A 24,389-nucleotide genomic window follows, 5' to 3' on the forward strand; every position below is an offset into this window, starting at 1 on the left:
TTCCTTGTGGGTGTGGGGGGGGGGGGGTTGTCGGCGCCCCCCCCCCCAAAAAATAGCGGGGGGGGGCCCCCGGGGGGGGGGGGGGGGGTGCTGCGGGGGGCCCCCCCCCGCTTCGATGACGACCACTCTGCCGTGGCCGATCCCGATTGTGCGTGCGTGGGCAAGGCGCCTGCGTTCCGTGGCAAGCCGTGCCGTCCTCGCGAGGGTTACGGTCCGGATAACCGCCGCTCGGATCCGCCTAGAGTGCCCGATCCGGCTGGTCGCGACGATTACATCGAGGAGTCCGCATGCGCAGAATCGTGGTCGGGGACGACGGAACCGGCCGGGGCCGGGTGCTGGCCGACGAGCGGGTCGAGCCGCTGACCTTGGCGCTGCTGCCCGGCGCCGAGCTGTATCGGACCTGGGAACTCGACGAGCTACCCGAACTTCCGGTCGACCGGATGCCGCCGCACACCGAGACCAGCTACTTTCCCGGCCCGGGAGGTGTGCGTTTCGGGTTCATCTCCGTGCCGCCGGGGCTGAGCTACGACCCCGGTCCGGGCCTGTCCGAGGAGACCATGGCCGCCGTCGCCGCGGAGGCGGAGGCGAAGCTGCCGGGGATGCTGGCGGCCTTCGATCCCGCCGCGCCCGGCATCCATCGCACCGACAGCGTCGATTTCGTCGTCGTACTCTCCGGCCGGGGTCGTCTGCGCCTCGGCGACGGGACCGACGTATCGCTGCGACCGGGTGACAGCGTGATCCAGAACGGCGCACCGCACGCCTGGTTCAACGACGGCGACGTGCCGTTCGTCTTCGCCTACGCCCTGTGCGGCGTCGCCGACCGCAGTCTCTCAGCTTCCCGGCTGGCGCAGGACCCCGCTGACCAATAGCAACAGGGACTGTTCGGCCTCGAGCCGGGCGGTATCGGGGTCCTCGGCGTGCGCCACGATCATTCCCGCCTCGGTGACCGCGCTGAGAATCAGTTTGCTGAACACGTGCACCGGCACCGGGACCGCCAGACTGGCATCGACGGCCCGCTGCAGCTGGTCGGTGATCAGCCCGAGTCCGTGCCGCGCCTCCATCTCCCGCCAGCCCTGCCAGCCCAGTACGGCGAGCCCGTCCGACATGGCGATCCGCACCGTCTCGGGGCGTCGGCTGATCTCCAGGAAGGTCCGCATTCCCACGGCCATCGCCGCGAGCAGATCGGTGGGATCGGGCAATTCGGCGAGGGCGCGGGCGATCTCGGCGGTGTTCTCCGTCTCCAGCCGTTCGAGCACGGCGAGGAACAGACCGCGCTTGTCGCCGTAGTGGTGGTGCAGCGCGCCCCGGGTCACTCCCGCTGCGGACACGATCTCCTCGGCCGAGACGCTCGCGTAGCCGCGCTCGGCGAACAGCCGGCGACCGGCGTCCTCGAGCGCGGCCCGGGTGGCGCGGGAACGATCCTCCTGACTACGGCGTGGCATGCAGCCGAGTGAACTCCACGATCAACTCGGTGAGCAACTCCGGCCGGTCCTCGGCGCTGAAGGTGTAGGAGTCGTCGATCAGCCGCAGCGTGGTATCCGGCAGGTCGCGGGCCAGGCGTTCGGCGAACGACACCTTGAACGCCTTGTCCTCCTGCGCCCACGCCAGCAGCACCGGCAGATCCAGCGACGGGAACTGCTCGGCGGCCGCGAGGGTGTAGCGCTTGTGCACGCCGCGCAGGAAGCGCACCAGATCCGCCCGGATGGCCGCCTGGTGCCGGCTGGGCAGCAGGTAGGAGTCCGCGATCTCCGGCGGCACCGCGCGCTTGGTCACCAGGCCGAAAGCGATCGGCAGCCGCTGCGCGGGCCGGAACCGCATGAGTTCCAGCATGATTCGCAGCAGGCCGGGCACCGCGGCCAGGCGGGGCAGCGGCGTGAACGGCTGCGGGAAGAACTTGTCGTAGGCGTCGCAGTTGGTGAGTACCACCCGGCCCACCCGGGAGCGGTCGCGGGTCAGCATGATCTGGGTGATCGCGCCGCCGGTGTCGTTGGCGACCAAGGTCACGTCGCGCAGGTCGAGTCGCTCCAGGAAGTCCGCGATCAGGTCGGCGACGCCGGTCGGGGAGAGGTCCGCCGCGGGGACCGGGATGGAGTGCGCGCCGAACGGGAGGTCGGGCGCGAGGCACCGGTGGCCCGCGGCGGCCACGCCGGGGACCACCTTCCGCCATAGATCGGCGTTGACCAGCAGTCCGTGCACGAAGACGACCGGCGCGCCGGAACCCGTGTCGTGGTATCGGATCCGGTGCCTGCCCAGCAATTCGACCTCGTGGGCCGGGCCGAGTGCGCTGCTGATTCCCATGTGGTGCCTCCCGAAGATGTGTGATCCAGCTGCGCCAAGGCTCACATACATACCGTATGTATGTCAACATCGAGCGGCCGAATCAGCCGGATTTCTCGGACCGAGAAGCCAATACCGGTGCAGTCTCGTTATCCGGCTCCGGTAGCGTGAGCAGGCATCTATCCGCCGATTCGGTTTGGAGCTTTCCCCGAAAATGACTGAGCAGACCCCGACTGGTGCCGGTGTGGACGGCCTCGGTGCCGGTGCTTCGTACGCCGCGGCCGGCGTGGACATCGAGGCCGGTGACCGCGCGGTCGAGCTGTACGCGCCCCTGGCCAAGAAGGCCACCCGCCCCGAGGTGCAGGGCGGGCTCGGCGGCTTCGCCGGGCTGTTCGCGCTCAAGGGCGACTACACCGAGCCGCTGCTCGCATCCTCCACCGACGGGGTCGGCACCAAGATCGCGGTCGCGCAGGCGCTGGACAAGCACGACACCGTCGGTCTCGACCTGGTCGCCATGGTCGTCGACGATCTGGTGGTGTGCGGCGCCGAGCCGCTGTTCCTGCAGGACTACATCGCCGTGGGCAAGGTGGTGCCCGAACGGATGGCCCAGATCGTTTCCGGTATCGCCGAAGGGTGCGTGAAGGCCGGCTGTGCGCTGCTCGGCGGCGAGACCGCGGAGCATCCCGGATTGATGGGCCCCGACGATTACGACATCTCCGCCACGGGGATCGGCGTCGTCGAGGCCGAGGCGGTGCTCGGCCCCGATCGGGTGCGTCCCGGTGACGTGGTCATCGCCATGGGGTCGTCCGGCTTGCACTCCAACGGCTACAGCCTGGCTCGGCATGTACTGCTGGAGATCGATCGGATGTCACTGACCGGGCATGTCGAGGAATTCGGGCGGACACTGGGGGAAGAGTTGCTCGAGCCCACCCGGATCTACGCCAAGGACTGCCTGGCGCTGGTCGCCGAGACCGACGTGCGGACATTCGCGCACGTCACCGGTGGTGGACTGGCGGGGAATCTGGCGCGGGTACTGCCCGGTGGGCTGGTTGCCGAGCTGGATCGCGGAACGTGGAGTCCGGCACCGGTGTTCAAGTTGATCGCGCAGCGCGGCCGGGTCGAACGGGCGGAGATGGAGAAGACCTTCAACATGGGGGTGGGGATGGTCGCGGTGGTGGCGCCGGAGGACGCCGAGCGGGCGTTGGCCGTGCTGACGGCACGGCACATCGAGTGCTGGACGCTGGGGAACGTCAAGAAGGCCAAGGAGACCGATTCCGACCGGGTGGTGTTGGTCGGGGAGCATCCGCGGTTCTGAGATCGGCCGCGGGCCGCGTTGCCGGAAGCGGCAGCGCGCGCTCGCCGGCCGGGCCGAGCGGGTGTTGCGGGGTGTGCGCCGAGGGGATGCTGCGGTGCGGCGGCCCGCTGCCGGAGGTGCCGCGAGAAGGCGAGGGCATACCGGGGTGCGCTGAGTGTGAAAACCGTTCGGGTACGGCTTGATTCGCGCCGCTGTCCGGATTTCGAATCCCGGACAACGGCGGCGATGCGAACCTTGCGCGCTGGGCGAAGGGTTCGGCGACAGGGGAGCTGGGTTACGGGGCGACGTGCGAAGGGGGAGGCCCCTCAGGCCTCCCCCTTCGCACATCGATCCGAGTCAGCGGCGCCGCCAGTCGTCGTACTTGTCTTCGTCCTCCCAGCGCGACAGCGAGTCGTCCGCGTCGTGCTCGTCCGAGAGCACGCCGCTGCGCTGCGAGTCGCGGGAGTGTCCCCCCGAGAGCTCGCGCTGAAGGCTCGCGAAGTCGGTCGACGGCGAGCTGTACTTGAGCTCTCGTGCGACCTTGGTCTGCTTTGCCTTAGCCCGGCCACGGCCCATGGCTGACCCCCTCGCGTCACTGCGGGGCGGCCTGGGGTGGTTGGCGGCCCCGTTCGAATTAATACTCTTCCTGACAGACACTTTAGCGTGTGTCCGGCGGTCGCGCTTCCATGAGTGGGGGAAGACTCCCGATCCACTCCGGTTTGCCGGTTTGTCGCAATGCCGGCGAAAGCTCTACAGCACACCGGGGATTGCCCGGACGATGCCCACGCGGGCGCCCCCGCCGAGCACCGCCGGTGCGGCCAGAGCGGCGTGCTCGGCCGTCCACGCCACCCCCATCCGCTGCAGAATTGCCTGCGTCAGCGGCATCCGTGCGCGGTCGTGCCCGTCGTCGATCTTGTAGGCGAAGGCCCGGCCGTCCGGCAGCGCACCCGCGTGCACCCCGTCGGCGCCTATCTTGCACACCAGGCCGGGGGTGGCCCGCATGGTGAGCAGGTCCGGCCCGGCCGTGCCGGAAATCACTCGCGGATGCGCGCGGATGGCGTCGGCGACCCGGCGCTCCGGGGCCTCCGGCGGGGCCGTGGCGAACGCCGCGTAGGCCCGCGCCAGGTTGACCAGGGCGACCGGCACGATCGGCAGGCCACAGCCATCGATGCCCAGGTCGGACTCCGGTTCGCCGGTGATGTCGGTGATGGTGTCGACCACCGCCCGCTGCAACGGATGCGCCGCGTCCAGGTAGCCGGCGGTGGGCCAGCCGTTGATCACGCAGGTGGCCAGCATCGCCGCGTGCTTGCCCGAGCAGTTCATGTAGATCCGGCGTTCGGCCTCCGCGCGGTCGCGCCCGGCCAGCGCGACGGCCCGGGCCGATTCGTCGGCGGGCAGGTCGGGCGGGCATTCGAGCTGCTTCTCCGCGAAACCGAAGCGGTCCAGCAGGCGCTGTACCAGCGCCACGTGGTCGGGTTCGCCGTAGTGCGAGGCGGTGGCGATGGCCAGCTCGGCGTCGTCGACGGGCTCGAAACCGTTGCGCAGCAGCGCGATCGCCTGCATCGGCTTGTTGGTCGAGCGCGGGAAGATCGGCAGGTGCACCTCGCCCAGCGCGACCACCGGTTCGCCGTCGGTATCCAGGATCACCAGCGAACCGCGGTGCACGCACTCGCGGAAACCCGAGCGCACCACCTCCACCAACTCCACGCTCACGACCCCACCTCGCTCCCCGGCGTCGAGCGCTCCCGGTGCTGACCGGTCATCGTGGCGTCGCGGTGCGTGGTGTGCCGGCGGGTGTGCCGGGCGACCTGCATGCGCACGTCGTCGGACACGGTCGGCTCGGACGCCAGCAGCCGTTGCAGCCGGTCCGGATCGGCGCCGGTGAACAGGTCGCGGACCGTGACGCCGTGCTCGGGCACATGGTCCACGCGCACCTCGTCGCCCGCGCCGACGCTGCCCTCGGTCAGCACCCGCAGGTAGGCGCCGGTATCGGACCGCAAGGCGAACCGCTTGACCCAGCGCTGTTCGCCGGACCAGTGCTGGAATGTCGCGCACGGCACGCGCGGCGCGGTCACCTCCAGCACGGTGTCGCCGACGGACCAGCGCTCGCCGATCACCGCGTCGCTCACCGGCAGCCCGCTGATCCGCAGATTCTCGCCGAACCAGCCGGCGGCCAGGGTGCGGTTCAGTTCGCTGCCCCAGCGCCGGGCGTCCTCCTCGGCGTAGGCGTACACGGCCTGGTGCACGCCGCCGTGGTGTTTGGTGTCGCAGACGTGATCGCCGTCGAGACCGAGCGGACGCACCGGAACCCGGTGTGCGACAGGGCGTTTGTCGATCGCGGTCCGGCCCACCCGGCTCACCTTCGCGGGGACCTCGAGTTCGGCGTGCAGCACGCACACGGCGAGCACGGTGCCGATCGTTCCCGGACGGCTCGGCGGGAGCGGGTCGCTCATCGCCCGCGCAGCCGCTCGACGGCCATCCGGCCCGCTTGCGGTTCGTCGTCGGTCGGCATCGAATCCGGATCGATCGCCGCGGCCATCGGACCCGCCTCGAGTTTCGCGTCGGCGGGCACCGCGCGCTTGATCAGCGCGAGCGCGATCGGCCCGTATTCGTAGTGGTCCACGAGGGTGCCGAGCCGGCCGACCGTGCGGCCGCCCGCGGTGACCGGATCCCCGGTGACGGGACGGGAATCGGCCGAGCCGTCCAGGTGCAGCAGTACCAGGCGGCGCGGCGGTTTGCCGAGGTTGTGTACTCGCGCCACGGTTTCCTGGCCGCGGTAGCAGCCCTTGTCGAGGTGCACCGCGCCGCGCTCGGTGACGCCGCCGATCCAGCGGGCCTCGTGTGGGATGGTCCGGTCGTCGGTGTCGAGACCGAGCCGGGGGCGCAGGGCGGCCACCCGCAGCGCCTCGAAGGCCCACAGTCCGGCCGGGGCCGCGCCGGCGTTCGTCAGCCGCGTCCACCATTCGGGCAACTGGTCGCGCGGCACCACCAGCTCGTAGGAGTCCTCCGTCGGCCATGGCATGCGGCGCAGGAACCCGCCGTCCGGCAACGGAATCGCGCTGTACGTGGGCGGCAGCGGGCCGATCGCGACGGCGTCGGCGATCTCCTGTGCCTGCGGGCCCAGCAGCGCGAGCACCGCGTGGTCCGGGGCCGCTTCCGGTTTGGCGTCGGCCCAGAAGACCATCTTCTGCAGGAAACTCAGCAGGTCGGGTCCGCGCTCGCCCTCGGTGTCGATCCACAGGGTGCCGTCGAGATCGGTGAGGACGAAGTGGTGCTGCACCCGGCCGTTGAGGTCGAGGTCGAGATTCTCCGCGGTCTGCCGGTCGCCCAGCTGGGCCACGTGCTGACTGGAGATGGTGTGCAACCAGGTCAGGCGTTCGGCGCCGGTGATGGTGAGCACGAATCGGTGCGAGCGGTCGACGACCGCGGCACGTTCTGCGGCGGCGCGCTGCTCGCCGAACGGATCCCCGTAATGCCACGCGACCGCGGCGTCGGGCGACTCCGGTGGGCCCGGGACGGCCCCCGGCGCGGTGAGCAACGGGCTGGACGTATGAACCACGGACACACACCCACTGTATGCGCTGCGACGAGTTCACCGCCGGGCCGCCGCTCCCGGTGTTGTCGATCACCAAAAAGTTGCTCATGCGTGGCTGATCTCGGGGTTGGTTCACAGGTTGCCCACCGCGGGTTCGGTACCCCCTCGTAGCACCGCCGGTTCGCCTAGGCTGCTGCGCATGGTGGATCGAGTTCTGGTTGCACTCGACGGCACCGTCCGGGATCCGGACGAGCCGTTGCTCTATGCGGATGACATCGGCGCGCTGCGCGGCGACGGTGTTTTCGAGACGGTACTGGTGCGTGACGGCAAGCCCTGTGCGATGGAGTTACATCTGGCCCGGCTGCGTCGTTCGGCCGAGGCCTTGGACCTGCCCGACCCTGATCTGGGGCAGTGGCGCACGGCGGTCGAGACCGCGGCCAAGGAATGGGGCAGCGAACAGGAGGGCATGCTGCGCATGATCCTCACCCGGGGGCGCGACAGCGTCGAATCCACCACGCGCGCCGCGTCCCGCAACCCGGCCGGGCGCGCGCCGGTGCCGAGCGCCTACGTGCTCGTGGTGCCCGTGGCCGAGCGCGTGAACAAGGCTCGCGCCGAAGGCGTCTCGGTCATCACGCTCTCGCGCGGCATCTCCGTCGATCTGGCGCCGAACGCGCCGTGGCTGCTGCTGGGCGCGAAAACCCTCTCCTACGCGACCAATATGGCGGCGTTGCGGTTCGCCGCGCGGATGGAAGCCGACGACGTCATCTACACCAGCACCGAGCACCGGGTCCTGGAGGGCCCGCGGTCCACCGTCGTGCTGCAGCGTGACAAACAACTCATCACGCCCCCGGCCCGGCACGGCGTGCTGCCCGGGATCACCCAGCGGGCGCTGTTCGCCGAGGCGGAGCAGGCAGGTTGGGACTGCCGTTACGAGTCCTTCTTCACCGCCGATCTCATTACCGCCGACAGTGTTTGGCTACTGGGCAGCGTGACGCTGGCCGCACGGGTGGCGGCGCTGGACGGACTGCGGATGTCGCCGCCGGAGTGCGCGTCGGAGATCACGGAGATGGTGGAGCGCGGCGTGGCCCGGACGTGGAGCATGGCCGACTGGTCGTAGCGAACCGGAACCTGTTACCGCACAGCAAAAGACTCGGTGTGTCGTGGCGCAGGACTCATTGATCTGCCGCCCGCCCGGCGTAGCCTTTACTACGACACGTAGTAGTGCGGCAGCAGGGAGGGCCCCATGGGCACCGGCAGTGCGGAAATCCGTCCACACCCGATGCGCTCGATCGCGCCCGGATTCGGTGGGGTGCGGTCATGAACGTCGTGGACGTCTCGCGGTGGCAGTTCGGGATCACCACCGTCTACCACTTCCTCTTCGTGCCGCTCACGATCGGGCTGGCGCCGCTGGTCGCCGGGTTTCAGACGGCCTGGGTGATCACCGGCCAGGAACGCTGGTATCGGCTGACGAAGTTCTTCGGCAAGCTGTTCCTGATCAACTTCGCCCTCGGCGTGGCCACCGGCATCGTGCAGGAATTCCAGTTCGGCATGAACTGGAGCGAATACTCCCGGTTCGTCGGTGACGTCTTCGGTGCGCCACTGGCGCTGGAGGGCCTGGTCGCCTTCTTCATGGAGTCGACATTCCTGGGGCTGTGGATCTTCGGCTGGACGCGGCTGCCGAAATGGGTGCACCTGGCGACCATCTGGATGGTCGCGATCGGCGTGAACGCCTCGGCGTACTTCATCGTCGCCGCCAACTCGTTCATGCAGCATCCGGTCGGCGCGCACTACAACCCCGAGACCGGCCGCGCCGAATTGCACAGCATCATGGCGGTGCTCACCAACAACACTGCGCTGGCGGCCTTTCCGCACGTGGTGGCGGGTGCGTTCATCACCGCGGGCACGTTCGTGGCCGGTATCGCCGGATGGTGGATGGTCCGCAACGCCCGCTCGGGCGACGACGGCAAAATGGCCGAGGCACGCCGATTGTGGCGGCCCGCCGGGCTGGTGGGCATGTGGGTGATCATCGTCGCCGGAGTCGCGCTGGTGTACACCGGTGACGTCCAGGGCAAGCTGATGTTCGAGCAGCAGCCGATGAAGATGGCATCGGCGGAATCGCTGTGCCACACCGCGACCGACCCGGAATTCTCCGTCCTCACCGTCGGCACGCACAACAACTGCGACAGCGTCTCGCACGTGATCGAGGTGCCCGGCGTGCTGCCCTGGCTGGCCGAGGGCAAGTTCAGCGACGTGACGCTGGACGGCGTGAAGGACCTGCAGGTCAGCTACAACGAGAAGTACGGTCCCGGCGACTACCGGCCGAATCTGTTCGTCACCTACTGGTCGTTCCGGGCCATGATCGGATGGGTGGCCGGATCGGCGGCCATCGCGCTGCTCGGGTTCTGGATGACCCGGCGCGGGCGGGTCCCGGATCAGCGGTGGTTCTCGTGGCTGAGCCTGCTCGTCATTCCGACGCCGTTCCTGGCCAACAGTTCCGGCTGGGTGTTCACCGAAATGGGCCGCCAGCCCTGGGTGGTCGCGCCCAACCCGACCGGCGACCTGGACATCCGGATGACGGTGCAGCAGGGCGTTTCCGGCAATACCGCGGGCACGGTGCTGTTCTCGCTGATCGTGTTCACGCTGCTGTACGGCGTGCTGGCGGTGGTCTGGTTCTACCTGATGCGCCGCTACGTCGTCACCGGGCCCGAGGAACCGGCCGCCGCGGCACCCGCCGCGCCGAGCGGCGCCGAGCCCGTCGAGAAGCTGTCGTTCGCCTACTAGGAGCCGATGATGAGTCTGCCCGAATTCTGGTTCTTGCTGATCGGCATCCTGTTCACCGGATACTTCGTGCTGGAGGGTTTCGATTTCGGGGTCGGCATGCTGATGCCGATCCTCGGCCGCGGCGACGAGACACGTAAGCGCGTGCTGCTCAATACGATCGGCCCGGTGTGGGACGGGAACGAGGTGTGGTTGCTGGTCGGTGGCGGTGCCATGTTCGCCGCCTTTCCCGAGTGGTACGCCAGCCTGTTCTCCGGGTTCTACCTCGCGCTGCTGTTGATCCTGGTGGGTCTGATAGCGCGGGCCTGCGCGATCGAATGGCGCGGCAAGATCGACGACCCGAAGTGGCGGCGGTGGGCCGACGTCGGTATCGGATTGGGCTCGTGGATACCGGCATTCGCGTGGGGGCTGGCGTTCGCGAACATGGTGCACGGAGTTCGGCTCAACGCCGACAAGCACATCGAGGGTGGTTTGCTCCCGCTGTTCAACGGCTACGGCCTGCTTGGCGGGCTGACCACGATGCTGCTGTTCCTGCTGCACGGCGTGGTGTTCGTGAGCCTCAAGACCGGCGGTGAGGTCCGGGCGTCGGCGGTGAAACTCGAACGGCTGCTGTGGATTCCGACGGTCGTCGCGGTCGGCGCGTTCGGGCTGTGGACGCAGCTGGCCTACGGCAAGGGCTGGACCTGGGCGATGGTCGGGCTGGCGGTGGCGGGCCTGCTGCTGGCCGGTGCGGCGCTGTACCTGGGGAAAGGAAAGGCACACGGCGCCAAGGCCGACGGCTGGGCCTTCCTCGGTACCGCGGTGACCATCGTGGGCGCGGTGGTGCTGCTGTTCGGTTCGCTGTATCCGAACGTGCTGCCCTCCACCATCGACCCCGCCTACAGCCTGACCATCGACAACGCCTCGTCGACCCACTACACGCTGAAGATCATGAGCTGGTGCGCGGTGATCCTGACGCCGATGGTGCTGGTGTACCAGGGCTGGACGTACTGGGTGTTCCGCAAGCGGCTCACCACCGAACAGATTCCGCCGGCGATCGGTCTGCCGGCGGGTGCGTCGAGGAGCTGATCGTGGCCCGACCCGTGGATCCGCGGCTGTGGCGGTACGCCCGCTCGGCGCGCCCGTACCTCGTTGTGAGCGTGGGGCTTTCGCTGATCACCACCGGAGGCATCGTGGTGGCGGCCGTGGCGCTGGCGCGGGTCCTCGCGGGAGTGATCACCGATCCGGGTCGGCGGACGATCGGTTCCTGGGCGGCCGAACTGGCGGTGTTCGCGCTCGCGATCGTTTGTCGCGCGGCGGCGACCTGGTGGCAGGCGCGGCTGGCGCATCGGGCGGGCGCCCGGGTGGTGGCGGAGCTGGAGGGATCGGTGCTGGCCGCCGCCGCGGAGCTGGAGCCGCGCGAATTGGATTCGCGCCGCACCGAATTGGCGGTCGTGGTCGGAAACGGGCTGAGCGGGTTGCGGGCCTACCTGACCGGCTATCTGCCCGCCCTGCTGCTGGCGGTGCTGGTCCCGCCGATCGTACTCGGGGTGATCGCGTTCCACGATCTCACCGCCGGCGCGATCATCCTGGTGACCCTGCCGCTGATCCCACTGTTCATGGTGCTGATCGGGCTCATGACACAGGGCCGCGCCGCCGCGACGCTGGAAGCGACCACCCGGCTGTCGGACCAGCTACTGGACCTGTTCGCAGGTATGCCTACCTTGCGGGCGCTGGGACGGGAAACCGGCACGGCGGCAGCAGGTTCGGAGCAAGGCGGGAACGGCTGGTGTCGTGACGATCGCTCGCTCGCGTCTCGGCCGCCGGGCAACGGGGCGGCCGCGCCTCCGGTCGGATTCCGGCGGACGCAGCGGGACCGGGTGCGGGCACTAGGGGAGTCGCTGCACGTGCGGACGATGGCGGCGCTGAGAGTGGCCTTCCTGTCGTCGATGGTGCTGGAGTTGCTGGCCACGCTGTGTGTCGCGCTGGTGGCGGTGTCGATCGGTATGCGGCTGGTGTACGGGCATATGAGTCTGTACGCCGGGCTGCTGGGGTTGATCTTGGCGCCGGAGGTGTATCTGCCGCTGCGGGCGGTGGGTGAGCGGTTCCATGCCGCGCAGGACGGGATGGCCGCCGCCGCAAAGGCATTCGCGGTGCTCGAGCCCGCGCGGCGGCGGCCGGAGCGCGCCTCGGGCCGCGGTATCCTCCGGGAGTTCCGTGGTGTCATAGGGATTCGGGATCTCACCGTGGGCGGGCGAGACGGCGACGCCCCCGACGGCTTGTCGGCGGTGTTGCGCCCAGGGGAGGTCACCGTCCTCACCGGGCCCAACGGCTGCGGTAAATCCACAGTGCTGCAAGCGGTTCTGGGCCTGATCGAACCCGACCGGGGGGTGGTCACCGTCGACGGAATTCCCGTACCCGAACTCGACCCCGAACGATGGTGGTCGCATCTGGCCTGGCTACCGCAGCGACCGGTGTTGCTGCCGGGCACACTGCGGGAGAACCTGGAGCTGTTCGGTGCTCGGGCCGAGCCCCCGGCGGCCGGGCCGGTGCGTGTGCTCGGCGACCTGGATGCTGCCTGCGCCGCAACGGGTTTCGACGCCGTTCTCGATGGGCTACCCGAGCGCTGGGACACGCTGGTCGGAACCGGTGGCCTGGGCCTGTCCCTCGGCCAGCGCCAACGCCTGGCCTTGACCCGCGTCCTCGCGTCCGACCGCCCCGTGCTCCTACTGGACGAGCCCACCGCGCATCTCGACGCCGACGCCGAAGCCACCGTTCTCGCGGCCCTGTCCGCCCGCGCCCGAGCCGGGGCCACCGTCGTCGTGGTCGCCCACCGCCCCACCCTCCTCGCCGCCGCCGACCAGGTGATCGAGGTCGCCGCGGCGCATACCACCGATGCTCTCGATCCGGGCTCGGGGAGCGCGGAGCAAACCGATTGCACCGCAGCGGGGTACGACCCGGTCGGGAGCGTGGCTTCGCGGCCCGGAGGCGACGGTACGCATCCGGCGGATGACGCTTTGGCCCCGGCCAGGGACGCGCTGGTGGATGCGGTCCGCACCGCCGGTGCCGGACATGAGAACGGGGTGCGCCGATGAGACAGGTACTGGGCGATTTCCGCCGACTTCGGGACCTTCTGGAGCTGTCCCGGTGGCGCATCGCGGTATCGATCGGCTGGGGCACACTCGCGCTCGGCAGCGGACTGGCCCTGGCCGCGCTGGCGGCATGGCTGATCGCCCGCGCCTGGCAAATGCCCCCGGTGCTGGACCTGAGCGTGGCGGTAGTCGCGGTCCGCGCCCTCGGCATCTCCCGCGGCCTGTGCCGCTACCTCGAACGCCTGGCCACCCACGACGTAGCCCTACGCGCCATGACCACCGCCCGGACTCGCGTCTACGCGACCCTCGCGGCGGCCGATATCTGGACGCTGCGGCGCACCGGCCGCTCCTCCGATCCGACGCATCTGCGGCGGGGAGACCTGCTTACCCGGATCAGCACCGACATAGATGATCTCGGTGCGGTCGTGGTGCGGGCGTTCGTGCCGATCGCGGTGGCGGTGGTGCTGTCGGTGGCCGCGATCGGCCTGCTCGCGACCGTCTCACCGGCCGCGGCGGCGGTATTGGCGCTCGCGCTCGCGGTGGCCGGGGTTGTTGCGCCGTGGCTGTCCGCGTGGGCGGCGCGGGAAGCCGAGACGGCGGTGCGTGCGGACCGCCGGATGTTCACGGCCGCCGCCGTCACCGTGCTCGACCACGCTCCCGAACTGCGGGTCGCCGGCCGCTTGGACAGCGCACTCGGCGAGGCAGCCGCGGCCGGACAGCGGGCCGTCGCGGCGGAGGACCGCGCGGCCTCGCGCAGCGCCTGGGCGGCGGCCGCCACACCGCTGTCCCTCGGAGCCAGTGTCCTCGGTGCCCTGCTCATCGGAATCATCCTGTACGGCAGCGGAACCGGCGCACCGGCCGACGCACTGCAACCCGCGTCCCCGGGCGGCATCACCCCGATGGCTCTGGCTGTCCTGGTACTCCTGCCCCTCTCGGCCTTCGAGGCGGTCGCCGTACTCCCGGCGGCTGTCCAGGCTCTCGTTCACGGCCGCGCCGCCCTCCACCGCATTACCGCGATCGCACACCCCGCGCCCCTCAGTCACCCGACCCACCAGCACGCCGCCATCGACACCACCGCGATCACGTCGAAAGCACACCCCGGCAATGCGATCGCGTCGGCAACGCACACTGCCCCGGCGAATCCTGCTGTGCCACAGGTTGGTTCGATCGAAATGCCATCGGGCCGCAGGATCGCCATCGTCGGGCCGAGCGGGGCCGGGAAGACTACTCTGCTGATGGCGTGGGCGGGGCTGTTCGATGCGCCGCGGCCGGGGGTCACGTTCTTCGCCGAGGACGCGCATCTCTTCGGCACCACTGTGCTGGAGAACCTGCGTGTGGCACGCGGTGATCTGAGCGAGGCGGGCGCGGCGGCCGCGTTGCGATCGGTGGGCCTGGGCGACTGGCTGGATGGTCTGCCCGAGGGATTGCACACCGAGTTGGTGGGCGGCGCGGCGGCGGTCTCCGGTGGTCAACGGCGGCGGATCCTGCTCGCCCGCGCCCTCGTCGCCCCGGCCGACGTGCTGCTGCTGGACGAGCCCACCGAGCACTTGGAAGCCGAGGCCGGCGCCGACCTCCTGCGCGCACTGCTCGACGAGCACAGCGGACTCGTCGCCCCCGACCGCACCGTCGTCGCGGTAACCCACCAACTGCCGCCGGACCACCGCGCCGACACCGTCGTCGAAGTCCGTCCCGGCGGCCGGATCACCCTCCGCGCCGCCGCGGCCGCACACTCACCCGGCGCGCGCTAACCGTCCGGAAGGTCCGGGAATTCCCTCCGACCAGCACTTCCGCTGCCCGCGAAAATGCGTTGCCGACCGGCGGGATGCCTACTAGATTCGTTCGTACACGGGAAAGGAGGTGGTTCGACGAATGAGTATTCAAGGGACACGTGAGGTGGCTGTCAGCTAGCGCCACCGCTGCAAACGGATTGTCGTTCGCGCGAGCGCGGAGCTAATCCCAGGCAGCCACCCGACCCCCGAGCCCCTGGTTTGTCCGACCGGGATCGCGAGAGGACCTCCTCCGCGATAGGGCTCGGGGGTCGTTCCATTTCCGGCCCCTGCGACAGGGACGGTCTCTCGACAGAGACCGTCAGCCGATGTAGCGCTGGAGGCGAGCCGAGAGGCGGGGCTTCAGCGCGCCGTCGGCTTCCACTCGCTCCTCGACATAGCCGAGGTCGCCGCCCTCGACGATGCCGTAGAGGCGCTTGGCGCCGCCGACCACCGCACCGGACTGGCTGCGGATCACCACATCGGTGGCCAGCTCCCAGGAGGACTGGGTGAGTGCCTGGCCGTAGAACAGCTCGACCACACCCGAACTGTGCGTCAGCAGCAGCTCGATGACCTCGTCGTCGCCATCGATACCGACCCGCCAGAAACCGCTCTCCCGCAGATCGGGACCGGTGTATTTGCCGTCGCTGTCGAGCACCCAGGAACGCGAGTCCCAGGCCAAGTAGTCGCCGCCGTCGTGCGAGACGATGATCTGCTGGCCGAAGTGGTAGTCGCCGCGCTCGGAGTCGTTGCCCTCACCCTCGCCGCGCCACACCCCGACCAGCGGCAGCAGCGCGAGCATGGACGAACTCAGATCCGGACCCTCGCGCAGGTTCGCGGTGTCCTCCGGCAGCGGCAGACCCGACAGTTGCGGGATGTTGCGGACGGCCGTGGACTTCGCACGCTCGGCGGCATCGGCGACCGCCTGGTCGCCACTGCGGCGTGCGTCGCCGGACGGCGCCTCGTGCGCCGCACCGTTCGCTGTTGTTGCTTTGTCGACGTTCTCGCGCGCCGACTCTGTCACGACTCGGTGAACAGCCGGTAGAGGACGTACAGACCGAACCACGCGATCAGCACGGAGACGAGGACCAGCAGAATCTCGAAGGCAAGGACCACGTTCCGAATTCTAACGACCCCGCGACCCGGAGACGACAACGGCCCCGGGATTCGAACCCCGGGGCCGCTGTCGGACTTGCCGCGAATGCGTCTACTTGGCGACCTTGACGTCCACGCTGTGGATGCCCGCGCCCTCCGGCCGCACCGCCGCCGAGCCGTTGCCGGCCGACGAGAGCGCGCGGATGGTCCAGTCGCCCGGCGCGGCGAAGAACCGGAAATCGCCGGTACCGGAGGCAACCACCTCGGCGGTGAACTCGTCACTGGAATCCAGCAACCGGACGAACGCGCCACCCACGGGGTTGCCGTCGGCGTCGAGAACGCGTCCGGTCAGGACGGTTTCCTTCTCGGTGTCCACGTTGGCCGGCAGAGCCTGGCCCTGGGTAGGTGCTGCGCACATATCTATGCTCCCAACTCGATCGGTGCACCGACGAGGGAGCCGTACTCGGTCCAGCTCCCGTCGTAGTTCTTGACGTTCTTGTGGCCCAGCAGCTCCTGCAGCACGAACCAGGTGTGCGAGGAGCGCTCGCCGATGCGGCAGTAGGCGATGGTCTCCTTCTGGCCGTCGAGGCCCGCCTCCTTGTAGAGGGCGGCCAGTTCCTCGTCGGACTTGAAGGTGCCGTCCTCGTTCGCGGCCTTCGACCACGGCACGTTGATCGCGCCGGGGATGTGGCCGGGCCGCTGGCTCTGCTCCTGCGGCAGGTGCGCCGGGGCCAGGATCTTGCCGGAGAACTCGTCGGGCGAGCGCACGTCGACCAGGTTCTTGGTGCCGATCGCCGCGATGGCGTCGTCGCGGAAGGCCCGGATGGACAGGTCCTGCTCGCCGGCCTTGTAGGTGGTGGCCGGGCGGTTCACGGCCTCCTTCGACAGCGGGCGGCCGTCGAGTTCCCACTTCTTGCGGCCGCCGTCGAGCAGCTTCACGTTCTGGTGGCCGTACAGCTTGAAGTACCAGTAGGCGTAGGCGGCGAACCAGTTGTTGTTGCCGCCGTAGAGCACCACGGTGTCGTCGTTGCCGATGCCGCGCGCCGACAGCAGGTCGGAGAACTGCTCCCGGTTGACGAAGTCACGCCGAACCGGATCCTGCAGGTCCTTCTTCCAGTCGAGCTTCACGGCATTCTCGATGTGGCCCGTGTCGTAGGCGGAAGTGTCCTCGTCGACCTCGACGATGACGACGCCGGGGGCGCTGAGGTTCTCTTCGACCCAGTCTGCGGAGACCAGGACATCGGAGCGAGCCATGTTGTTCCTTTCGATGTGACTTACCGGGCTAGGTGGGGGAATCGGTGGGTACGGCCGACCGCGGGAGCAGCCGCTGGGCGAAGGGGTACAGCAGGCAGCCCAGGCATACGCCGAAGGCCGCGTTGAGGAACGCCGCGAACAGCGCGAAACCGGCGAAGATCGCACCGGCCACGGTGCTGCCCGCGACGAATCCGACGAAGCTGAGCACCGCGAACACGCCGCCGACCAGCTGCGCGAACCGCAGCGGCGGCACCGGCTCGGTCTCCGGCGGCGGGCCGTTGCTCGGGGCGACGACGGCCGCGTAGACGCGGCCGTACGGGCTGCGCCGGGGACCGTGCAGCGCGCCGAGCGCGAACACCACGGCCTGCAGCGCGATCAGCACGGCCGCGAGCGGAGTGGAGAACGCCGCGGCGATCAGCACCACCACGAGCACGCCGGTGGTGATCCAGGCCGCGAAGCGGGGGCCGCGCACGTCGACGCGTTCGGGCGATAAATCGGTGTCGGGGGTGTTGTGGGACATCGGAGGAATCTCCTGCGGTGCATGGTTCATCTGTCAGGTATTTGCCAGATCACCGGGGTCACGAAATCCGATCACACGGTGGGAGAAAACCGGCCGGCGTCAGCGGGCAACGAAGGGCCGACCGGCTACATGCACAGGCAGCAACAACCGCCGAGGCGGCACAGATCTACTGTGCGGCGTCGGGTGAGCATCAGCTCTCGGCGGGTTTGCACGATCAGCAGTTTACCCGGTTCGGCGCGGGAATTGGACCCGGGGTCCGAAATTCGGGTCACTAAGCAGCGTCGCGCACGGTCAGCGGGGTGATGGCGCTGTGCAGGTCGGTGGCCTTGGGAACGCCGGAGATGCGGAACCGCTCTCGGCGGTCGGCGTCGAAGATGAACGTGGTCGGCAGCGACAGCACGTTGAGTTCCTTGGCCAGCGCGGGCTCGGCGTCGATGTCGACCTCGATGTCCAGGGGCGGCTGCGGCGCCTCGGCGAGATCGGCGACCACGCCCGCGACGACCCGGCGCACCGCGTCGCACGGGCCACACCAGTCCGCGGAGAAGTGCAGCACCGCGGGCGCCGAGCCGGTGACGCCGACGGCGGCCAGCAGCCGGTCGCGCGCGGCGGCGGCGTCCGGGTCGGCGGGCGCGACGGCGGTGGCGCGGACCCGGCCCGCGCGATACCGCAGCAGCAACCCGACGGCCACCGCGACCGCCAGGACGAGTGCCAGGATCGTGAGTTCGGTCATGGCCGGGCAAACCTGTTCATGTCGATCGTCATGTTCTCGCCCTCGCCTTCGACGATGATGTTGCCGCCGAGCGCCTCGACCTTGGTCGGCGGCACACCGAACGGCAGGTCCTTGGTGTCTATGGTGCGGGTGAAGCGGGCCAGCACCGCGTCCTTGTCCAGCTCCGGGCGCTGGGTCGTGGTGGTGATGGTGGCGGTGTCGGGGGATTTCTCGCGGTACAGGTCGGTGGCGATGATGCGCACCTGGTCGCCGTCGAGCAGCAGGTTCACCTTGACGCTGACGCTGACCTTGTCCTTGTCGCTGTCGGTGCTGTCGCTGGTGCTCGACTCGGGCCCCGCCGGGATGGTGCCGGTGAGGATGTAGGCGCCCTGCGTGGTCGAGCCCGTGCCGCCGGAACCGCCTGTGCCGTCGGACTTGTCGGCCGGCGGCCCGGTCAGCTGCAGGTCGGGAATCTTGAACAGGCGGCCCAGCTCGACCGGCTCGATGCGCATCCGGCCCGCCACCCGATCCACCGAGACCGACCGCATCCGGCCGTCGATCAGGTCTCCGGCGGGTAGGTGCACGCCGTTGAGCGTGGCCTCGACCAGAATCTCGCCGGGGATGTCGCGGCGATCGGCGTGCGCGCGGATCTCGACATTGCGATAGTCGCTACGCAGCGCCTGCGCCAGATACGGGAAGCCGTGGATGGTCACCTCGGGATCGGCGCTCAGCTCGCCGCCGGCGCGCAGCGAGCGCGAGACCCGGTATTCGGAGTAGGCGGCGGCGGTGAAATCCGCGATCACCGCGAGCGCGACCACCAGCACCAATCCGCCGATGAGGCGGCGCTTCCGACCGGCTCCCCGCGCCGCGGGCGTACCCGGTGAGTTACCCATCTGCTACCTAAACCTATTGTCGCAGGTCATGACACCAACGGTACTGTGTGATCCGCGGCCGCTTGCCATCTACTCGTCGAGAATCCGGCTGACGGGGTGGCGCGCAGGCGGTTCGGGTCAGCTGCTCGGCTTCTTCTTCGGCTGAACACAGTAGTCGAGGGTCAGCACGACCAGTGGAATCGGCCGGTCAATCTTGGACTGGAAATCCGCCAGCAGCGGGTTCTCGGCCAGCACCCAGGCCGCGAACTCGTCGTAGTCCTCGCCTTCGAGCACCTTGCCGGTCGCCTGGTAGGTCTTGTCCCGCAGCTCGATGGTGACCCGCGGATTCGCCTTGATGTTGTGCCACCAGGCCGGGTACTTGTCCTCGACGAACGAACTCACGTACATGGTGTCTCCCCGGTACAGGGGTCCCAGCGGAGTCGTGTGCCGCTTGCCGCTCTTGGCTCCCGTGGTGGTCAGCAGAATGAGGTCCCCGCCCGCGTAGGCGCCGCCCACCTTGCCCGAGTTCTCCCGGAACTCCTTGATCACCTCGTCGTTCCAGTCGGCGATGCCGCCTTCCTGGTCCCACGCCTGGTTCCACGGCGCGTCCGGATCGTTGTAGTCGGTGATGTCGGCCTGATCCGGCTGTCCCGCAGTCGATTCGATTTCGCTCATGATTCGAGTATGTCGAGGAGTTAGGACAGTTTCGGTCCTAACAGCGGGGGACTTTCCCCGATCTCCCTGAACGCCGGATTCGCTACGATGGCACGGTTGATGAGATTCACACCTCGATGACGATCTCGCGTCACGCATTATTGGAGCCGGCGATCCTCTACGGCAGGGAGAAAGAGCGCGGTGCGCTGGCGGCCCTCATGGAGCGGGCCCGGGCAGGCAGCGGTGGATTCGCTGTGGTGCACGGGGAGCCGGGAATCGGCAAGAGCGCACTCCTGGACGATGCCGCTCGCGCCGCCGCGGACATGCGCGTACTGCGTGTGACATGCGTCGAATGGGAATCCGACCTCGGCTACGCGACGCTGCACCACCTGCTGAAACCCGCGCTCGACCGACTCGATCGGCTGCCCGAACCGCAGGCGGCCGCCCTGCGGGTGGTGTTCGGGCTCGCGCATGGGCATACCCCCGATCGATTTCTGGTCAGTTTGGCGGCGCTGTCGCTGCTCTCCGAGCTCGCCGCGGACAACCCGCTGCTCTGCATCGTGGACGACGCGCACTGGGCCGCCGACGCGTCGATCAGCGTCCTCGATTTCGTGGCGCGGCGAGTGGATACCGAGCCGATCGCGCTGGTGCTGGCAGCGCGCGTCCAAGAAGGGCGCCGCCTCGAACTCGCGGGCGCCGTGGACGTGCGGTTGGCGGGCTTGGACCGATCGTCGGCGCGTCGACTGCTCGTCGAACAGGTCGGCACGCGGTTGACTCCGTCGCAGCGCGAGGCAGTACTGGACGCGACCGCGGGCAATCCGCTGGCGATCCGCGAACTCCCGGCCACGGTCCTCGGTGACGTCGTGCCGCCGACACCGTTGCCACTCGTCGAGGAGCTGCGGCAGGCGTTCCTGCGCCGAGTGCGTTGTCACAGTGCACCGTTGCAGCGGCTGATGCTGTTGATCGCCGCGGAGGGCCATATCGGGTGGGATGTGTTGCGCCGCGCCGCGTCTGTGTTCGATGCGGACCTCGAATCCGCTGTCGAAAGCCTCGCCGTACTCGACGACCTGGTCACCGTGGAAGGGCCGACGGTGGTATTCCGGCATCCACTGATTCGCGCTGCCGTCTATCACGGCGCCACGGTGGCGGATCGGCGGAATGCCCATCGAGCCTTGGCGGCAGCCGTCGACGCCGAGGACGAAGACGAACTTCGTGCGTGGCATCTGGGACAGGCGGCGGACGGACGTGACGAGGTTGTTGCCCGTGAACTCGAGCAGGCGGCCCACCGCGCCGCCCGATCGAGTTCCGCCACCGCCGCTGCGCTGCTCGCACGAGCGGTGGAATTGAGTGAGCCCGGGTTGTGCCGGGCCCGGCGCAGGCTCGAATCCGCGGAAGCGTGGTGGCACGGCGGAGATTTCGATCGGGCCAAGGCGATGCTGGCGGGTATCGAACCGGACAGTTCGCTCGAGTCCCTTCGCTTGCGGACAACCTTGCTGCGGGCGTCGCTGGAACTGCACATCGGCCGACCCGCCGATGCGTTGTCGATGCTGCGCCCGGTCCTCCCCGGTGCGCTGGAAGCCGGTCCGCAACAGTCGATCCCGTTGCTGATGCGGTTCTGGGAGGCAGGCTTCGCCGCCAACGCCGCGGACGCGTGGGCAGAGTTGTCGAACATGGTCGAGCGGCAGGACCTTACGGGCACCGGCGTGTGGGAGGTTCTCGGTCGGCTCCTGCGCGGCACCTGCCGAACTCTGCGGGGACAGGAAGCAGGATTGGAGCCCGGCGACCTGGATGCGGCTGAGCACCTGACGGATCCGGGACTGGCGGCCTGGGCCGCCGGCATGATCTGGGAACTCGGAGACCGCAAGCGTGGGCGACGCCTGAGCATGATCGCGATGCGGCACGCACGGACTCTCGGGACACCGGTGTCGCTGTCCTGGGCGTTGTGGCGGGTGGTCATCGACGACTTGGCAAGCGGGCGTTTCCGTTCGGCGGAAGCGTTCGCGGAGGAAGGCCGTCGGCTGACGGAGGAAACCGGACAGCGAAACGCAAGTCTCGCGTTTCGGGGCGCCCTCGTCATGCTGGGAGCGCTGCGCGGCGACGAGCAGGTTCGTACGCCGGCCCGGCAAGTCATGGCCGACGCGCTCGCCCAGGGCATGGTCAGCATCGTCATTCTCGTCCGGCGCGCGCTGGGCCTGCTCGACCTCGCGGCCGGGACACCCGAACAGGCGCTGCTGCATTTCCAGCCGCCGGCCGGCGGCTCCTACCTCAGCGTGACCGTCGTGAACGTGCCCGACCTCGTCGAGGCGGCGGTCCAGTCGGACCACGCCGACCTGGCCGCCGAGCCACTGGCACTGTTCACCCGATGGGCCCGGACAGCCGACTCGCCGGAGCTGACCGCGTTGGCCGCCAGATGCCGCGCACTACTCGCCCCGCCCGACCACGCGGCAGCGGATTTCCGTCGTGCGGTGGAACTGTACGAACACACGGACCAACCGTTCGAGGCGGCGAGAACTCACCTGCTCTTCGGTCGGCATCTACGCCGCACCAGGCAGAAGTTCGAGGCCCGCGCGTCGCTGCACGCTGCCCTGGAAATCTTCCGAACGCTGGGCGCCGATCTCTGGGCGAGCCGGGCCCGAGAAGAATTGCGCGCCACGGGAGTACGCGTCCAACCCCGCGCTGCCACCAGTACCGTGAAACTCACGCCGCAGGAGGCGCGGATCGCCGAAGCCGTCGCGGAGGGCTTCACGAACCGGGACATCGCGGCGCAGATGTTTCTCAGCACTCGGACGATCGACTACCACTTGCGCAAGATGTATCAGAAGGCCGGAGTCAATTCTCGCGCCGAACTCACTCGCGTCCTGTTGACCGAAACCGAGAATAATCAGAGGCCCCGCCAGGGCGAGAGCTGAGTCTACTGGGGCGCTTCCTGGAGTGCGCGGACTTCGATGCGTGATCCCAGTGCGGCGGAGGCTTGTTCGGCCCAGGCGAGGGCGGCGGATTCGTCGTCGGCGTGGATGAGCCAGAAGCCGCCGACGTACTCGGTGGCCTCGACGAAGGGCGCCCGGGTGTGCGACGGGACAGCTCCGGTGGCATCGACGGTGATCGCGGTCGAGGGTGGATGCAGCCCGCCGGCGGCGACCAATGCCTCGGCGGCCACGAGATCGTTGTTGAACTTTTCGACGGCGGCCATCACCGTTTCCAGTTCGGCGGGATCCATGTCCTGCATCGAGGCCATCGTCTGCTCCTCGGCGCTGCTATGCGGCAGGGTCAGGAAGTATTGCGGCACAGTAATTCTCCTTCGATCAGGGCGGTGGTGTGGTTCAACCGGCTTTCACGGTGTCGATCATGGCTCCGGCGACCTTCTCCACCGTCGGGCACGGTTGTGACTTGTCCGGGCCCTTGGCCAACCTGACGCCGACCCTCGCCGCGAACTGGTCGTTCAGCCCTATGTAGAGGCTGCAATCCCCGCGTCCGCGCTGGTCCGATATCGAGGTGTATACCGCCGGGTGACCGTTGATCTGCACGGGCTCGAAGTAGGCGAACTTGTCCTTCTGGTCGTAGATGTCGCTCAGGCCGTTGGGGTTTTCCTCCTGGGCCGAGATATCCACGCGGTTGGTGTCGGCCTCGGCGAACTTCCAGGAGCAGCTGGGGCCGGTCGGGGCTGCGCGCGCGGTGCCGGCGCCCAGCCCGAGTTCGGAACGCTTCGCCGCGGACAGCGTGGCGCAGACATCACCGGTGAACTTCTCGGTGGCGATCGGGGTGGGTACTTTCGGCGCCGAGCCTGTGGAACTGCCGGATACGGAACTCGCCTTTCCGGTCGGCGGTTCGGAGGTCGCGGCGCGTGACTTGCCACCGGGCACGGTGGCGACCGGAATGTCTCCGGCGCTGCCATTTTCGCTACCGCTGCAGCCCGCGAGCACCGCGCCTGCCGCGAGTGTGGCGACGGCGAGTCCGAGCAGACGTTGTGTGCCCATCGGCTGTCTCCTCCTGTCCCTTCGGTAGGCATTGACGTGCTGCGCCTGCGGAATTCGTCCGGCGGCGGGGGCCACAGTCTGCCCTACCGGCAACGAGGTGTGTATCGGCCATCTTGCCGGTCTTGTTGTGCCAGGCGAGGACTGGTTGTTTACGTGTTACCCGCAGCCCGTCCGGGGCCGGACAATCCAGACGGCATTGCGAGTTCACGCTGTGTGACGAGAATCGTGGTCGGCGCGATCGCGGCCGGGGTGGTGTTCGGGTCCGGCCAGGCCGCGGCCACCGGTGTGCCGCTCGAGCCTGCCCCAGTCGCGCCGGCGCGGAATTCGGAGCAGCCGACACTCGAGGTGGGTCTGGCCGACTCCGGTTCGTCCAACTCCTTCTCCAGCTGTGACCTCCCGCTGGGGATCGGATGCTGAAGACGGCGGCGTCGGCGTCCGCAACCACATGCGATCGCTGATGGCGTCCAACGACGCTCGCGCACCTCGGTGCCAGTGATCGATACCACAGCCACGGTTGGCTGGGGGTGCGGCATAAGCACAGCTCAGCGGGCTGTTCAACCTACGGTGATCAACACCGCGAACTCTTGACG

Annotated in this window: 24 protein-coding genes; 9 read left to right on the forward strand and 15 right to left on the reverse strand. The window is 69.0% G+C overall.

All coding sequences use genetic code 11. From position 1 onward, the window contains the following. Positions 1 to 287: 287 nt before the first annotated feature. Positions 288 to 869, forward strand: a complete 582-nt coding sequence (locus QH470_RS28770; RefSeq protein WP_280275498.1) for a cupin domain-containing protein — start codon at positions 288 to 290, stop codon at positions 867 to 869. On the opposite strand, the gene QH470_RS28775 is transcribed toward QH470_RS28770, so the two are convergent. Beyond that, positions 831 to 1,442 carry a TetR/AcrR family transcriptional regulator gene (locus QH470_RS28775; protein WP_280275499.1) on the reverse strand — a complete coding sequence of 204 codons (612 nt, stop codon included), beginning with the start codon at positions 1,440 to 1,442 and terminating at the stop codon, positions 831 to 833. The genes QH470_RS28770 and QH470_RS28775 overlap by 39 nt on opposite strands. After that, entirely contained in the window at positions 1,429 to 2,298 is an 870-nt protein-coding gene (locus QH470_RS28780) for an alpha/beta fold hydrolase (RefSeq protein WP_280275500.1), read from the reverse strand. The genes QH470_RS28775 and QH470_RS28780 overlap by 14 nt, the downstream gene beginning before the upstream one ends. Before the next feature lie 193 nt (positions 2,299 to 2,491). Here QH470_RS28780 and purM point away from each other — a divergent pair, with 193 nt between their 5' ends. Then, entirely contained in the window at positions 2,492 to 3,592 is a 1,101-nt protein-coding gene (gene purM, locus QH470_RS28785; protein ID WP_280275501.1) for a phosphoribosylformylglycinamidine cyclo-ligase, read from the forward strand. A gap of 336 nt (positions 3,593 to 3,928) precedes the next feature. Here the strand turns inward: purM and QH470_RS28790 are convergent, their stop codons facing one another. The 4 genes from QH470_RS28790 to ygfZ form a co-directional block, all read right to left on the reverse strand. Continuing rightward, a complete protein-coding gene (locus QH470_RS28790; protein WP_280275502.1) occupies positions 3,929 to 4,147 on the reverse strand; it encodes a DUF3073 domain-containing protein in 219 nt (72 codons plus the stop codon). A gap of 174 nt (positions 4,148 to 4,321) precedes the next feature. Continuing rightward, a complete protein-coding gene (locus QH470_RS28795; RefSeq protein WP_280275503.1) occupies positions 4,322 to 5,284 on the reverse strand; it encodes an asparaginase in 963 nt (320 codons plus the stop codon). Continuing rightward, complete coding sequence (locus QH470_RS28800; RefSeq protein WP_280275504.1) at positions 5,281 to 6,024, reverse strand: MOSC domain-containing protein; 744 nt, start codon at positions 6,022 to 6,024, stop codon at positions 5,281 to 5,283. The genes QH470_RS28795 and QH470_RS28800 overlap by 4 nt, the downstream gene beginning before the upstream one ends. After that, positions 6,021 to 7,136, reverse strand: a complete 1,116-nt coding sequence (gene ygfZ, locus QH470_RS28805; RefSeq protein WP_280275505.1) for a CAF17-like 4Fe-4S cluster assembly/insertion protein YgfZ — start codon at positions 7,134 to 7,136, stop codon at positions 6,021 to 6,023. Before ygfZ ends, QH470_RS28800 begins: the two co-directional genes overlap by 4 nt. A gap of 169 nt (positions 7,137 to 7,305) precedes the next feature. On the opposite strand from ygfZ, the gene QH470_RS28810 reads away from it, so the two are divergent. The 5 genes from QH470_RS28810 to cydC all read left to right on the forward strand — a co-directional run bounded on the left by QH470_RS28810 (position 7,306) and on the right by cydC (position 14,703). Next, positions 7,306 to 8,223 carry an aminodeoxychorismate lyase gene (locus QH470_RS28810; protein WP_280275506.1) on the forward strand — a complete coding sequence of 306 codons (918 nt, stop codon included), beginning with the start codon at positions 7,306 to 7,308 and terminating at the stop codon, positions 8,221 to 8,223. A 200-nt stretch (positions 8,224 to 8,423) separates the two neighbouring features. Further along, a complete protein-coding gene (locus QH470_RS28815; RefSeq protein ID WP_280275507.1) occupies positions 8,424 to 9,887 on the forward strand; it encodes a cytochrome ubiquinol oxidase subunit I in 1,464 nt (487 codons plus the stop codon). Between the two features lie 9 nt (positions 9,888 to 9,896). Beyond that, complete coding sequence (cydB, locus tag QH470_RS28820; protein ID WP_280275508.1) at positions 9,897 to 10,952, forward strand: cytochrome d ubiquinol oxidase subunit II; 1,056 nt, start codon at positions 9,897 to 9,899, stop codon at positions 10,950 to 10,952. Positions 10,953 to 10,954: 2 nt separating this feature from the next. After that, entirely contained in the window at positions 10,955 to 12,958 is a 2,004-nt protein-coding gene (locus QH470_RS28825) for an ABC transporter ATP-binding protein/permease (protein WP_280275509.1), read from the forward strand. Beyond that, positions 12,955 to 14,703 carry a thiol reductant ABC exporter subunit CydC gene (gene cydC / locus QH470_RS28830; RefSeq protein WP_280275510.1) on the forward strand — a complete coding sequence of 583 codons (1,749 nt, stop codon included), beginning with the start codon at positions 12,955 to 12,957 and terminating at the stop codon, positions 14,701 to 14,703. Before QH470_RS28825 ends, cydC begins: the two co-directional genes overlap by 4 nt. Before the next feature lie 340 nt (positions 14,704 to 15,043). On the opposite strand, the gene QH470_RS28835 is transcribed toward cydC, so the two are convergent. The 7 genes from QH470_RS28835 to QH470_RS28865 form a co-directional block, all read right to left on the reverse strand. After that, on the reverse strand, positions 15,044 to 15,745 hold the full coding sequence (locus tag QH470_RS28835) for a heme-binding beta-barrel domain-containing protein (RefSeq protein WP_280275511.1): 702 nt from the start codon (positions 15,743 to 15,745) through the stop codon (positions 15,044 to 15,046). Positions 15,746 to 15,928: 183 nt separating this feature from the next. Beyond that, positions 15,929 to 16,234, reverse strand: a complete 306-nt coding sequence (locus QH470_RS28840) for a DUF1416 domain-containing protein (RefSeq protein WP_195098651.1) — start codon at positions 16,232 to 16,234, stop codon at positions 15,929 to 15,931. 2 nt (positions 16,235 to 16,236) lie between these two features. Then, positions 16,237 to 17,070, reverse strand: coding sequence for a sulfurtransferase (locus tag QH470_RS28845; protein ID WP_280275512.1), 834 nt, complete (start codon positions 17,068 to 17,070; stop codon positions 16,237 to 16,239). A gap of 28 nt (positions 17,071 to 17,098) precedes the next feature. Then, the gene (locus QH470_RS28850; protein ID WP_280275513.1) at positions 17,099 to 17,590 is read right to left on the reverse strand and encodes a DUF4395 domain-containing protein; all 492 of its coding nucleotides are present in this window, start codon (positions 17,588 to 17,590) and stop codon (positions 17,099 to 17,101) included. A gap of 271 nt (positions 17,591 to 17,861) precedes the next feature. Next, positions 17,862 to 18,320: a thioredoxin family protein gene (locus QH470_RS28855; RefSeq protein ID WP_280275514.1), complete on the reverse strand. Its 459-nt coding sequence runs from the start codon at positions 18,318 to 18,320 to the stop codon at positions 17,862 to 17,864. Beyond that, on the reverse strand, positions 18,317 to 19,192 hold the full coding sequence (locus QH470_RS28860; RefSeq protein ID WP_280275515.1) for an LmeA family phospholipid-binding protein: 876 nt from the start codon (positions 19,190 to 19,192) through the stop codon (positions 18,317 to 18,319). Before QH470_RS28860 ends, QH470_RS28855 begins: the two co-directional genes overlap by 4 nt. A gap of 117 nt (positions 19,193 to 19,309) precedes the next feature. Then, positions 19,310 to 19,846, reverse strand: a complete 537-nt coding sequence (locus QH470_RS28865) for a nitroreductase/quinone reductase family protein (RefSeq protein WP_280275516.1) — start codon at positions 19,844 to 19,846, stop codon at positions 19,310 to 19,312. Positions 19,847 to 19,962: 116 nt separating this feature from the next. On the opposite strand from QH470_RS28865, the gene QH470_RS28870 reads away from it, so the two are divergent. Then, complete coding sequence (locus tag QH470_RS28870) at positions 19,963 to 22,734, forward strand: helix-turn-helix transcriptional regulator (RefSeq protein ID WP_280275517.1); 2,772 nt, start codon at positions 19,963 to 19,965, stop codon at positions 22,732 to 22,734. A 2-nt stretch (positions 22,735 to 22,736) separates the two neighbouring features. Here QH470_RS28870 and QH470_RS28875 read toward each other — a convergent pair whose 3' ends face one another. Together QH470_RS28875 and QH470_RS28880 are read right to left on the reverse strand one after the other, a co-directional pair. Further along, positions 22,737 to 23,111: a YciI family protein gene (locus tag QH470_RS28875; RefSeq protein ID WP_280275518.1), complete on the reverse strand. Its 375-nt coding sequence runs from the start codon at positions 23,109 to 23,111 to the stop codon at positions 22,737 to 22,739. A gap of 34 nt (positions 23,112 to 23,145) precedes the next feature. After that, entirely contained in the window at positions 23,146 to 23,799 is a 654-nt protein-coding gene (locus QH470_RS28880) for a DUF3558 domain-containing protein (protein ID WP_280275519.1), read from the reverse strand. A 213-nt stretch (positions 23,800 to 24,012) separates the two neighbouring features. Between QH470_RS28880 and QH470_RS28885 the strand changes: the two genes are divergently transcribed. Next, complete coding sequence (locus QH470_RS28885; RefSeq protein WP_280275520.1) at positions 24,013 to 24,216, forward strand: hypothetical protein; 204 nt, start codon at positions 24,013 to 24,015, stop codon at positions 24,214 to 24,216. Positions 24,217 to 24,389: the final 173 nt, after the last annotated feature.

Source organism: Nocardia wallacei (assembly GCF_029868745.1).
GTDB lineage: Bacteria > Actinomycetota > Actinomycetes > Mycobacteriales > Mycobacteriaceae > Nocardia > Nocardia wallacei_B.